Below are 13053 nucleotides of genomic sequence, written 5' to 3'. Positions count from 1 at the left end.
CTGCCTGAACGAAGACCGCGAGTTCCTGACCCGTGGTGGCGTGTTCACTGACGACGCTATCGACGCGTACATCGAACTGCGTAAGTCTGAAAATGACCGCGTTCGCATGACTCCGCACCCGGTAGAGTTTGAGCTGTACTACAGCGTTTAATCCTATGGAATATTCGGCGGATTTCGTGTTGCAGCAAGGCAGCAACTGAAAGAATCCCGGGGAGCTGAGATAGCTCAGTGACCCGGGTGAGTGAGGGCAGCCAACGCGGCTGCGGCACGAAAGACGCAGAAGATTTTTTGTTGCCGTGGAAACTTTCAGCCCATCTTCGGATGGGCTTTTTTCTCCACGAATTCATCGTTCAAATGACGGGTTTTACCACCAAAGGCTATAATGCACTGAATTAGTGCAGAGGAACGCTGTATGGCAACTGGCACGCTGCCCGATGCGGGGCAGATTCTCAATTCCCTGATAAACAGTATTTTGCTGGTCGATAATGAACTGGTAATTCATTACGCCAACCCGGCAGCACAGCAATTACTGGCGCAAAGTTCACGGAAATTATTCGGCACGCCGTTACCTGAATTAACCGGCTATTTTTCGCTGAATATTGAGGTGATGCGCGAGAGTCTTGAGGCTGGCCAGGGCTTTACCGACAGCGAAGTGACCTTAGTGGTAGATGGCCGCGCGCATATTATGTCGCTCACGGCGCAACGTCTGCCCGATGGCTTAATTTTGCTGGAAATGGCGCCGATGGATAATCAGCGTCGTCTCAGCCAGGAACAAATTCAGCATGCTCAGCAGGTCGCCGCCCGCGATTTGGTACGCGGTCTGGCTCATGAAATTAAAAACCCGCTGGGAGGTTTACGTGGTGCTGCGCAGTTATTATCGCGCGCCCTGCCCGACCCTTCGCTGAATGAATATACCAAAGTCATTATTGAGCAGGCCGATCGCCTGCGAAATCTGGTCGATCGTTTGCTTGGCCCGCAGCAACCCGGTTTACATGTCACCCAAAGTATTCATCAGGTGGCTGAGCGCGTGGTCAATCTGGTCTCGATGGAGTTGCCGGATAATGTCTCGCTGGTGCGTGATTACGACCCCAGCCTGCCGGAGCTGCCACACGACCCGGATCAAATTGAACAGGTTCTGCTGAATGTAGTACGCAACGCGCTTCAGGCGTTGGGTGAAGAAGGCGGCACGATTATTATCCGCACCCGCACCGCGTTCCAGTTAACGCTGCACGGGGTACGATATCGCCTGGTGGCACGCATCGATATTGAAGATGACGGCCCAGGCATTCCGGCTCAACTGCAGGATACGCTGTTCTATCCGATGGTGAGTGGGCGTGAAGGCGGCACCGGTTTAGGTCTGTCGATTGCGCGCAGTCTGATCGATCAGCATTCAGGAAAAATAGAATTTAACAGTTGGCCTGGTCACACCGAATTCTCGGTTTACCTGCCTATTCGCCAGTGAGGTTTCTATGCAACGAGGGATAGTCTGGATCGTCGATGACGATAGCTCCATCCGCTGGGTGCTTGAACGTGCGCTCACTGGAGCCGGTTTGAGCTGTGCAACTTTTGACAGCGGCAACGAAGTGCTGGAAGCGCTCTCGACCAAAACCCCAGATGTTTTACTGTCAGATATTCGCATGCCGGGCATGGATGGGCTGGCGCTGCTGAAACAAATTAAACAGCGTCACCCGATGTTGCCGGTCATCATTATGACGGCGCATTCGGACCTGGATGCCGCCGTCAGCGCTTACCAGCAGGGTGCATTTGATTACCTGCCGAAGCCATTCGATATTGATGAAGCGGTTGCGCTGGTAGAGCGCGCCATCAGCCATTATCAGGAACAACAGCAGCCGCGCAATCAGCCGGTGAGCGGCCCAACCACCGATATTATCGGTGAGGCCCCGGCCATGCAGGACGTATTCCGCATTATTGGCCGCCTGTCACGTTCCTCCATCAGTGTGCTGATTAATGGTGAATCGGGTACCGGTAAAGAACTGGTGGCACATGCCCTGCATCGCCACAGCCCGCGCGCTAAAGCCCCCTTTATCGCGTTAAACATGGCGGCTATTCCGAAAGACCTGATTGAGTCAGAGTTGTTTGGCCATGAGAAAGGCGCATTTACCGGTGCCAATCAGATCCGTCAGGGACGTTTTGAGCAGGCCGATGGTGGCACGTTGTTCCTTGACGAGATTGGCGATATGCCACTTGATGTGCAGACTCGTCTGCTGCGCGTGCTGGCCGATGGTCAGTTCTACCGGGTTGGTGGCTACGCGCCGGTGAAAGTGGACGTCCGTATCATTGCGGCCACCCACCAGAATCTGGAAATGCGGGTACAGGAAGGCAAATTCCGTGAAGACCTGTTCCATCGTCTGAACGTGATTCGTGTACATCTGCCGCCACTGCGTGAGCGTCGTGAAGACATTCCGCGCCTGGCACGCTACTTCCTGCAAGTGGCTGCGCGTGAACTGGGTGTGGAAGCGAAGATCCTGCATCCTGAAACCGAAGCAGCGCTGACGCGTCTGCACTGGTCAGGCAACGTGCGTCAGCTGGAAAACACCTGTCGCTGGTTGACGGTGATGGCAGCAGGTCAGGAAGTGTTGATCCAGGATCTGCCCGCGGAGCTGTTTGAATCCAGCGCCCCCGAAAGTCCGGTGCAATCGCTGCCGGATAGCTGGGCCACGCTGCTGGCACAATGGGCAGACCGCGCACTGCGTTCCGGTCATCAAAACCTGCTATCTGAAGCACAGCCGGAAATGGAGCGAACCCTGCTCACCACCGCATTGCGTCATACACAAGGCCATAAACAGGAAGCGGCACGTTTGCTGGGATGGGGACGTAATACCCTGACACGCAAACTGAAAGAACTGGGAATGGAATAAAAGTGTGAAAAAGGGAGCATTTGCTCCCTTTGTTATTTTATATCACGCGTGAAAATTGCTGCTGACGCGCCTTCTGCCGCAGATACACATCAAAGCACATGCAAATATTGCGGATCAACAGGCGGCCTATACCGGTAATCTGTAAGCCCCCCTCATGCTGCTCCAGCAAACCATCAGCCACCAGCGGTGCCAGTAACCCCAGGTCTTCGGCGAAATAGCGCTTAAACACGATTGGCCACTGAGCCTCAACAGCGGCATAGTCGAGTGCGAAATTGCAAATCAGCGCCTTGATCACATCGCGACGCAGGCAATCATCTTCACTCAGGGTCAGACCACGCCACAACGCATTACCCCTTGTCTCAACGCTGCTATACCAGGTGTTGAGATCTTTATGATTCTGTGCGTAGCTGTCACCGATCATGCTAATCGCCGATACACCAAGCCCCAGCAAATCCGTGTCACCCTGAGTGGTATAGCCCTGAAAATTGCGGTGCAACTCGCCCGCTCGCTGGGCCACCGCCAGTTCGTCGTCCGGACGCGCAAAGTGGTCCATACCGATAAACTGATAACCTTCGCCAGTCAGGGTAGCGATGGTCTGCTGTAAAATTTCCAGTTTTTGCGCTGCGCTGGGCAGTTCATCTTCTTTGATTTTGCGTTGCGCCGCGAACAGCGCGGGCAGATGCGCATAATTAAACACGCTAAGGCGGTCGGGGCTGAGAGCAATGACACGTTGCAGAGTAAAGGCAAAGCTTTCGGGCGTTTGCAGCGGCAAACCGTAGATCAGATCGATGCTGACCGAGCGAAAACCCTGGTCACGCGCACGTTGTACCAATGCGAAGATCATCGCCTCATCCTGCACGCGATTGACCTTCTCCTGTACCGCTTTATTGAAATCCTGTACGCCCATGCTGAGACGGTTGAAACCCAGCGAGCGTAGATGATCGATCATCTCCAGCTCAATTTCTCGCGGATCGACCTCGATCGACATCTCCACGTCATCAGCCAGCGTAAAATGGCTGCGTAACAAGCCCACCAGCCGGCTTACCTGCTGCTGATTAAGGAAGGTCGGCGTACCGCCACCCCAGTGCAGCTGGGTGACGCTACGGCCCGTAAACAGCGGCGCACGCTGCTTAATTTCCTGCTCCAGCACATCAAGGTAGCGATCAGCTTTATGTAGCTGACGCGTCACGATTTTATTGCAGCCACAGAAGTAGCACAGGCGATGGCAAAACGGGATATGAACATACAGTGAGAGCGGTCGATCAGGATAGCGCGTCACCGCCTGCTGAAAATCGGCTTCGCCAAAATTTTCACTAAATTCCAGTGCGGTAGGATAGGAGGTATAGCGCGGACCGGCGTAATTGTATTTTTCAATCAGCCGTTGATCCCACTCAATCTGCTGCGATGACATGCTCACTCCTTACGGTGACGTCGTCTGAAGGCGGGCCGCGAAGCAGAAGAGTGAACAGGGTGACGCACAGAAACCCGATGTAAACGCGACTTCAGACGCGACAGGCGGCGTAGTTTAAACAATAAGCTGATGAGATAACATGCCAGCAGCAGCGCTAAAATTGATCCAGGCCAAAACATCGGTGAATACCTGTTTTGCGTGGCATGCGTGAATACGCATGCCGATCAAAATGAGGCTTATTTGCCCTTCAGCAGGCGCATCATATCTTCTTCTGCCTGCTCATCGTCTTCAGCATCATCAAGCGCAATGCCAAGTGTTTCCATCAGCTCATCAATGCGGTCCAGCGTTTCGTCCAGCCAGGCCTGCTCTTCACCGCTCAGGGTCTCGCCGCTTTCCAGACGATCCAGCAGCGTGTCGAGACGCTCATCATTTTCCAGCTTCGCCAGTTCTTCCTGCGGGGTAAGACGGACTTTTTCCGCTTTCGGCTTAGGTGCTGGTTTTTTCACAACCGATGTTTGCCCATCGGCCACTAAGGCCACCGGCTTCTTGCTGCCAAGACGCGGATCCTGAGATTTTTTCGCCTGACTACTACCCGTGGTCTGTTTTTCCGGATTTGCACGGCTGCCAGCAACATGGCCGCGATGCTTTTTATCACGTTTGCGGTCGCGCGCTTCAGTATTCAAATCTTCACGCGATTTACGTTTCGCTTTAGCGGCGGGTTTGCCGCGTGTTGGTTGTGCAGGTTGCTTCATGGTGTTGGGTCTCGGCAATTTTTAATCAGTATATACCCGCCACATCACGGGCTAGTGAGCTAAGTGCGCTTTTCGCCTTACCGCAGCCCGAATGATTTAAGGTATAGAATTGCGGCGAAATCTAGCAGAAAGCAGACAAAGAAAAAAGGCGACAGCTTATGCTGTCGCCTTATTTCGCACCTTCATATGAAGGAAACACGAGATAAATCCATTATGGCTCACAACGTCCCGGTTGCTCCCTCGCCAAATCGCTCCTGCGAAACTCCCTGTCCTTTTCCGATTTCTCCCTGAATCGCTTCCTGCCTGCTCCTCGTCACCCCCGACACTCCTGAGCACATCATCCTGATGGGTGCTACCTTGCACTGACACCAAATGTAGACTACTCGGTAAAATGAACAAGTAAGACTCTTCTTTAATTTATAGAGGAAACGTCAAAGATATTGTTAATCTATTGAATTAAAAGATCAAAAAAATACCCTATGTAAGGGGAAGCGGTAATGGCTGGCAGCACTAATCACACATCTCTTACAAAATGGCGCGTTAAGACGCCATCGGGCACTTTTGCGCCATAACAGGTATACTCTGCCCAATTGCCTGAATCACTTTGCCGGAGTTTTACTTTGTCTGCTTTGAATTATCACGTTACCCATTTTATTCTCAGTGCCCCGGATATTCGCCACTTACCCGCAGATAGCGGCATTGAAGTGGCTTTTGCCGGTCGCTCGAATGCAGGCAAATCCAGCGCACTGAATACCCTCACCAATCAGAAAAGCCTGGCCCGTACCAGTAAAACGCCGGGGCGCACCCAGCTCATCAACCTGTTTGAGGTGACGGAGGGTAAACGTCTGGTGGACTTACCGGGCTACGGTTACGCCGAAGTGCCGGAAGAGATGAAACGTAAATGGCAGCGTGCCTTGGGTGAATATTTGCAAAAACGCCAGGCGCTGAAGGGCTTGGTGGTACTGATGGATATCCGCCATCCGTTAAAAGATCTCGACCAGCAAATGGTGGAATGGGCGGTCCAGAGCGAGATCCCAGTTATGCTACTGCTGACCAAAGCCGACAAACTGGCTTCTGGCGCGCGTAAAGCACAGCTTAATATGGTGCGAGAGGCGTCACTGGCCTTTCAGGGCGATGTGCAGGTGGAGATGTTCTCTTCGCTGAAGAAACTGGGCGTCGATAAACTGCGCGATAAACTGGACAGCTGGTTTAACGAACTGGAACCTGCACAGGAAGGTGAAGGCGACGACATCACGGCATAACATGCCTGCGGGTTAACCACCCGCTTTTTCAGATAAAGCCCAATAAAAAACGCCCCAGTCATAAATGACTGGGGCGGCTAATATTCAGCCAAATCCGATTACGTGAAGTAAAAGGTCTGAAAGATAGAACATCTTACCTCTGTACCCTACGCGAGAAACTTTACCTGATTTTTCCTGACCAACAAAGGGTTTTTTGTTGTTTAGTTTCAGGAATCGACATCATTTTTACCAGGTTCGTCACAAAATTGCGTACCCAATGTAGTTTAATTACCAAAAAAATGCTTAGCCGTTAGGTAGTTACAAAACGCGCATTTTACAGGTCGCTTTTGCACGTTGCTGAACCGATTAAGTAAACTTTTTTCTTATGACATTGTCGTAAGCGGCATTTCACCGCTTACGGGGTAAAACTTAGTGTGCCTGGTCCCAGTTATCGCCAATCCCTACCTCAACCTGGAGCGGTACAGCCAGCTTCATACTGCTTTCCATCAACTGACGTATTTTTTCGCAGGCAGCATCCACTGCATCCTGATGGATCTCAAAGACGAGTTCATCGTGTACCTGCATGATCATTTTTACCGTGTCATCGTTTTGCTGTAATAACCAGCCATCCACGGCGATCATTGCACGCTTAATGATGTCTGCAGCTGTCCCCTGCATGGGTGCGTTGATGGCCGCACGTTCCGCAGCTTTACGACGGATAGCATTACCTGATTTGATATCCGGCAGCCATAAGCGTCGGCCATCCAGAGTCTCGACATAGCCTTTTTCTGCCGCCTGCTCACGCGTCTCTTCCATATAACGCAGTACGCCCGGATAACGCTCAAAGTAGAGGTCCATATACTTTTTCGCTTCACCCGCGCCGATATTCAACTGACGTGACAGGCCAAACGCGCTCATCCCGTAAATTAAGCCAAAGTTGATCGCCTTGGCGCTGCGGCGCTGCTCACCAGATACCTTGCCAAGCGCCACGCCAAACACTTCTGATGCCGTTGCACGGTGAATGTCCTCTCCCTGAGCGAAGGCATCCAGCAATCCTTTATCCTGCGACAGATGCGCCATAATACGCAGCTCAATCTGTGAATAGTCAGCAGCAACAATACGTTTGTCCAGCCCGGCAATAAATGCCTGACGGATACGACGCCCTTCATCATTGCGCACCGGGATATTTTGCAGGTTAGGATCGGTGGAAGACAGGCGACCTGTCGCCGTTACCGCCTGATGATACGAGGTATGCACGCGGCCAGTGACAGGGTTGATCATCAGCGGTAGCTTGTCAGTATACGTCGATTTCAGCTTCGACAAACCACGATGTTCCAGAATCACTTTTGGCAGTGGATAGTCCAGCGCCAGCTCTGCCAGCACCTCTTCACTGGTCGATGGCGCTCCGCCTGGGGTTTTTTTAGTGGGTTTAATACCCTGTTTTTCAAATAGAATGGTTTGCAGCTGCTTAGTAGAGGAAAGGTTAAACGGCTCACCCGCCAGCTCGTGCGCTTGCAGCTCCAGTTCCGCCAGACGCGTGGTCAGCTCCTGGGAGTGTTTCGCCAGGATATTTTGATCGATGAGCACACCGTTACGTTCTACCCGGGAAATGACCTTCAGCAGCGGCATCTCAATCTCTTCGAAGATTTTTTTCGGTCCGGCTTCTTTCTCCAGCTCAGGCCACATTTTCAGGTGTAACTGCAGGGTCACATCCGCATCTTCCGCAGCATAATGCCCCGCCTGCTCGATCGCGACCTGGTTAAACGTCAGCTGGTTTTTACCTTTCCCGGCAATTTCTTCAAAGGTCACGGTTTTATGGTTTAACCAGCGTGCTGCCAGGCTATCCATATCATGCTTACCGGCAACACTGTTCAGGCAATACGACTCCAGCATAGTGTCGAATTTAATCCCGTTCAGTTCGATATCGTAGTTCTTCAGTACCCCACGATCGTATTTAAGATTTTGCCCGACCTTTAGCGCCTTACTGTCTTCCAGCAACGGTTTTAATTGTGCCAGCACGGTTGCTCGATCCAGTTGATCAGGTGCATCGAGATAATCATGCGCTACCGGCAGATAAGCTGCTTCACCCGGGGACACGGCAAAAGCAAGGCCCACAATGTTGGCGCTCAGGGTATCCAATGAATCCGTTTCCAGATCAAAAGCAAAAACGTCGCTTTTTTGCAGCTTTTCCAGCCAGCTGGCAAAGGTGCCTTCATCAAGGATGGTGACGTAACCATCGGACGACAAGACACTCACGGTCTCAGCTTTAGCCGCCGGTTCATCCGGTAATCCCTGTTGAGCCTGTGTGTTGTTCTTTTTGCCCTGTAGCCATTTCCCTTCCTGCAGATCAACCAGCCAGCGTTTAAATTCGTAACGACCAAACAGCGTTTGCAGTACCGAGACATCCGGCTCGTTTACCGTCAGCTGTTCACAGGTAAGTTCCAGTTCAACATCAGTTTTGATGGTTGCCAGTTGATAGGAAAGAAATGCTACATCACGGTTCTGTTCCAGCTTGGTCGCCATGGTTTTGGCTCCGCGGAATGACAGATCGGCAACTTTTTCCAGGTTGTCATAGATGGTTTGCATGCCCCCCAGACCCTGCAAAAGCGCCTGTGCCGTCTTTTCCCCGACCCCCGGTACGCCGGGAATGTTATCCGAGCTATCACCCATCATGGCAAGGAAGTCGATAATCAGGGAAGGTGGTACACCGTATTTCTGTTCAACTTCTTCTGGTCCCAGGACCGTATTGGTCATGGTGTTAATCAGGGTGATACCCGGCGTAACCAGCTGGGCCATATCTTTGTCGCCGGTACTGATCAATACCGCGCGCCCCTGCTTTTCAGCTTCCTGTGCCAGCGTGCCAATGACGTCATCGGCTTCAACGCCAGAAACCGCCAGCAGCGGTAATCCCATCGCCTTGACCATTTCATGTAATGGTTCAATTTGCGCACGCAGGTCATCAGGCATGGGAGGACGATGAGATTTGTAGTTCTCGAATAACTCATCGCGGAATGTTTTTCCTTTCGCATCGAAGACCACGGCAACGTGGCTGGGTTGATACTGCATCAACAGGCTTTTCAGCATGTTGAGCACACCGTACATTGCGCCAGTTGGCTCACCTGCGCTATTGGTCAGAGGCGGAAAGGCATGATATGCACGGTAGAGATAGGATGATCCGTCTACCAGAATCAGGGGATTTTCTGCAATGTGCGCCATAAGTTTGATTTTTCTTCGTTGCGATTAAGAGGTGTATAAGGATGCCATAACCTGAGACGAATGTTGAATTTGCACCAGTCGAAGTGGTGTTTTTTACTCAAAACGCAGCAGGGATCGCAAGGATCATATTGTGGATAACTTTGTGTGTAAATTTCATAACGTATTGTTATTTCCGTTATTCGCAATCGCCTCCCTTATAAAAAAACAATATTTTCAATAGTTTACTTGCTTTCCGTGATGCAGGGCATCTTTTTAAAAAGATGATCACCGATGTGGATATTAACCACAAGGTTAACAGTAAGAAGGGATATAAAGGCGAGTCCGATAATAAAAAACGCCGACTAAGTCGGCGTTGATTTGCTGGCTAAATTAGTTTTTTTCCACCAGGAATTTTACGACATTGGCGTAATCGGCAACAAAGTTATCCATCGAGCTGGTGTCGAGACCACCGTTGTTGACCATATATTTGCCATTAATAAACATCGCTGGCACACCCTGCAGATTTACATCAGATGCCGCTTTCTCCTGCTGAGCAACCAGAGCTTTTACTGCAAAGCTGTTCCACGCCGCATCGTAATCTTCAGAAGAAATTCCTGCCGCTTTGATAAAAGTATCTTTCAGGCTGGCCGCATCGGTCACGGTCTGCGTTTTCTGAATACCATCGAAAATTGGAGCTGAAACTTTATCTTCAACACCCAGCGCCATCGCCACCGCCCATGCGTGCGTCACCACCGGACCGAAATCACCACCAAGGAAATCAACGTGATATTTGGTCACTTTAGTATTCGCAGGCAGATTCTTTTTCACCGCATCGCTGACGTGGTAAATACGTTCAAACTGGTAGCAATGGGGACAGAAGAAGGAGAAAAACTCCATTACCTGCGGTTCACCGGCGACAGGTTTCGGCAGCGTGACATACTGTTTGCCGTCGGTAAATTGTGCCGCTGAGGCGCTAAATGCCAGCATTAAACCTACCAGCGCGAACCAAATCTTTTTCATCGTGAAAAATTCTCCTGACTGCTTCATTAATATTGCGGGCTAAGCTGCAACGGCGGTTCGTTTAACAGCTTTTCCTGCTCGGTAAAAAGTACAATTTGCCGACGCCAAAAATCCTCATCGGTCATCCACGGAAAGGCTCGTGGAAAAGCTGGATCCTGCCAGCGACGCACGACCCAGGCTAAATAATAAACCATGCGCATCGCGCGTAAAGGCTCAATCAGTGACAATTCATGTAAATCGAAGTCACTGAATTCATTGTAAGCCTCCAGCAAAATATCCCACTGAATACGTTGTTCCTGAAGATCACCATTCACCAACATCCACAGGTCCTGGATTGCAGGTCCGGTACGCGCATCATCAAGATCGACAAACATCGGTCCATCACGCCACAGAATATTGCCGGGATGACAGTCACCGTGTAAACGCAGTGGTTGCCATTGCGTATTCCATCGCTGCTGCAGCGTGTGATACAGCTTATCTACAGCTGCCAGCAACTGATCTTTACATGCATTCGGTACCAGCATGCTTTGCTCCAGCTGCTGACGCGGCTGCACAATATATTCATCCAGGCCAATAGTCGGCCGTTGCGCAAAATGCTGCTGACGGCCTGTTTGATGGATTCGCCCCAGAAAACGACCAACCCACTCCATCTGTTCTTCATTATCGGTTTCATACTGCCGACCACCCAGACTGGGAAATACGGCAAACATAAATCCTGCATGGCTGTTCAGCGTGCTTCCCAGCAGTTCCAGAGGTGCAGCAACAGGAACTTCATCGGCCAGTAGGTCATGGGTAAACTGATGTTCTTCCAAAATCTGACCTGCACTCCAGCGCTGTGGGCGATAAAACTTCACCACATAGCGACGCTTTTCATCATCACTGAATTGATAGACACGGTTTTCATAGCTATTAAGGGCGGTTAAGCCAGATTCGACGCACAGACCTGTCTCCCAAAGTGCATCAAGGATGACATCGGGATTCAGTGTCTGGAAATTAAAGGCTGCTTCGCTCATCATTTGGCCTGTGTGTTACCTTTGCTTTAATGCGCAAGGATAGCACTACTCATCATCCTTAATCACACCGCGTGCGCGTAATAGCGCGGTTTTGAAGTCCACTTCATAATCCTTTTTCAGCCCGGGAATCTCAGCATCACTGCCTGCATCACGCATTTTGAGATGGTAAATCAATATGTCGTCAGTTAATTCACTTAATGGGCCACTGAAACCTGATTCCTGTGCCAGTTTTTGTAAAAATGCCAACAGGTTAAGATCAGACTCTTTCTGCCAGGCTGGTTGCAGGAGTTCGAGCAGTTCGTTGAGACGGTGGTATTTCATCATTCATTCCTTTATGCAGGTGTTGGGCTGCCGACCTGTAAGTATCGTCCACTATTGAGTAAGGAGACGAAAATGACAGCATTAACCGGCGTGATTCTGGCTGGCGGCCAGGGACGCCGTATGGGTGGTGAGGATAAAGGATTGATGCTTCTTCGGGGTGAGCCCCTTTATCAACACGTCCTGCGCCGTTTTCGGCCGCAGGTCAATATTGTGTTGATAAGTGCCAATCGTAACATTGATCGTTATCAGGCAAGCGGTTGTCAGATTGTTACCGATTCACTGGCGGATTATCCCGGCCCACTGGCAGGTATTCTAAGCGGCTTACGCCACAGCAAAACCGAGTGGGTTGCATTCTGTGCCTGTGACACTCCATGGATTCCTGACGATTTCGTCGCACGTCTATGGCAACAAAAAGCCGATGCATCAGCGGTGTGGGTTAAATCCTCTCTGCGCGATCATCCAGCACTGGCTTTGGTGAATCGTTGTTTAGCGGATAATCTCGAAGCCAGCCTGTTAAGCGGAGAACGCCGTCTGATGCGGTTCTTGCAGGAAAATGGCGGACATGCTGCGACCTTTGCAGATCCTGAATCAGCGTTTCGTAATATCAATACACCTGACGATCTGCGGGATGAGGAGATGTCATCATGACGATACCTTTGCTGGCGATCGCCGCCTGGAGCGGAACAGGTAAAACCACGTTGTTAGAGAAGGTCATTCCCTTACTGAAAGCTCAGGGGATTCGTCCAGGCCTGATTAAGCACACACATCATCATATGGATATCGATACGCCGGGAAAAGATAGTTATTTGCTGCGAAAAGCGGGTGCCGATCAGGTGATCGTTGCCAGCAATCAACGCTGGGCTTTGATGTGCGAGACACCTGATGAGCCGTTAAACCTGGAACAACTGGCATCGCGTATGGATAAATCGATGCTGGATTTGGTACTGGTTGAGGGTTTTAAAGATGAGCCTATTGCAAAGATCGTACTTTGGCGAGCAGGTGTTAAAGGCGAGATGGAGGATTTACTTGATGAACATGTCATCGCGGTAGCAAGTGATGCTGATCTGGAACTTCCGATAACATCTCTGGATATTAATCAGCCAGAACAAATTGCTGAATTCATTGGCCAATGGCTTACTTCGCTGCGTAATTCATGATCTTTTTCTGATTCAAAGACGTAAAAAAGCCCTGAACTTTCGTTCAGGGCTTCTTCACTTGATT

The 13053-nt window shown here is 50.8% G+C and carries 11 protein-coding genes and 1 pseudogene; 6 read left to right on the top strand and 6 right to left on the bottom strand.

The features are described from left to right. The 3 genes and pseudogenes from glnA to glnG all read left to right on the top strand — a co-directional run. Positions 1 to 151, top strand: a pseudogene (gene glnA / locus PW844_RS21810) (glutamine synthetase); the annotation flags it as partial. A gap of 261 nt (positions 152 to 412) precedes the next feature. After that, complete coding sequence (gene glnL / locus PW844_RS21805; protein ID WP_013511065.1) at positions 413 to 1462, top strand: nitrogen regulation protein NR(II); 1050 nt, start codon at positions 413 to 415, stop codon at positions 1460 to 1462. Between the two features lie 7 nt (positions 1463 to 1469). Beyond that, complete coding sequence (glnG, locus tag PW844_RS21800) at positions 1470 to 2879, top strand: nitrogen regulation protein NR(I) (RefSeq protein ID WP_084878044.1); 1410 nt, start codon at positions 1470 to 1472, stop codon at positions 2877 to 2879. 37 nt (positions 2880 to 2916) lie between these two features. Here glnG and hemN read toward each other — a convergent pair whose 3' ends face one another. Together hemN and yihI are read right to left on the bottom strand one after the other, a co-directional pair. Beyond that, a complete protein-coding gene (gene hemN / locus PW844_RS21795) occupies positions 2917 to 4290 on the bottom strand; it encodes an oxygen-independent coproporphyrinogen III oxidase (RefSeq protein WP_299456303.1) in 1374 nt (457 codons plus the stop codon). Positions 4291 to 4526: 236 nt separating this feature from the next. Further along, positions 4527 to 5042, bottom strand: a complete 516-nt coding sequence (yihI, locus tag PW844_RS21790) for a Der GTPase-activating protein YihI (protein WP_299456301.1) — start codon at positions 5040 to 5042, stop codon at positions 4527 to 4529. Positions 5043 to 5662: 620 nt separating this feature from the next. Here yihI and yihA point away from each other — a divergent pair. After that, entirely contained in the window at positions 5663 to 6304 is a 642-nt protein-coding gene (gene yihA, locus PW844_RS21785) for a ribosome biogenesis GTP-binding protein YihA/YsxC (RefSeq protein WP_299456299.1), read from the top strand. Positions 6305 to 6712: 408 nt separating this feature from the next. Here the strand turns inward: yihA and polA are convergent, their stop codons facing one another. The 4 genes from polA to PW844_RS21765 form a co-directional block, all read right to left on the bottom strand. Then, positions 6713 to 9499 (bottom strand): DNA polymerase I, encoded by a 2787-nt coding sequence (gene polA / locus PW844_RS21780; protein WP_299456297.1) that lies wholly within the window; start codon positions 9497 to 9499, stop codon positions 6713 to 6715. Between the two features lie 369 nt (positions 9500 to 9868). Next, positions 9869 to 10498 carry a thiol:disulfide interchange protein DsbA gene (gene dsbA, locus PW844_RS21775; protein ID WP_299456295.1) on the bottom strand — a complete coding sequence of 210 codons (630 nt, stop codon included), beginning with the start codon at positions 10496 to 10498 and terminating at the stop codon, positions 9869 to 9871. 26 nt (positions 10499 to 10524) lie between these two features. After that, positions 10525 to 11511 carry a serine/threonine protein kinase gene (locus tag PW844_RS21770; protein ID WP_299456309.1) on the bottom strand — a complete coding sequence of 329 codons (987 nt, stop codon included), beginning with the start codon at positions 11509 to 11511 and terminating at the stop codon, positions 10525 to 10527. 45 nt (positions 11512 to 11556) lie between these two features. Continuing rightward, positions 11557 to 11832 carry a YihD family protein gene (locus tag PW844_RS21765; RefSeq protein ID WP_021186428.1) on the bottom strand — a complete coding sequence of 92 codons (276 nt, stop codon included), beginning with the start codon at positions 11830 to 11832 and terminating at the stop codon, positions 11557 to 11559. A 72-nt stretch (positions 11833 to 11904) separates the two neighbouring features. On the opposite strand from PW844_RS21765, the gene mobA reads away from it, so the two are divergent. Both mobA and mobB read left to right on the top strand, forming a co-directional pair. Continuing rightward, positions 11905 to 12480 carry a molybdenum cofactor guanylyltransferase MobA gene (gene mobA / locus PW844_RS21760; RefSeq protein WP_299456293.1) on the top strand — a complete coding sequence of 192 codons (576 nt, stop codon included), beginning with the start codon at positions 11905 to 11907 and terminating at the stop codon, positions 12478 to 12480. Next, entirely contained in the window at positions 12477 to 12989 is a 513-nt protein-coding gene (gene mobB, locus PW844_RS21755) for a molybdopterin-guanine dinucleotide biosynthesis protein MobB (protein ID WP_299456291.1), read from the top strand. The genes mobA and mobB overlap by 4 nt, the downstream gene beginning before the upstream one ends. The last annotated feature ends 64 nt before the right edge of the window (positions 12990 to 13053 follow it).

This window comes from Pantoea sp. (genome assembly GCF_028283705.1).
Lineage (GTDB): Bacteria > Pseudomonadota > Gammaproteobacteria > Enterobacterales > Enterobacteriaceae > Pantoea.
Note: the sequence above shows the minus strand (reverse complement) of the source record. Positions and strands in the feature narration are given on the sequence as shown.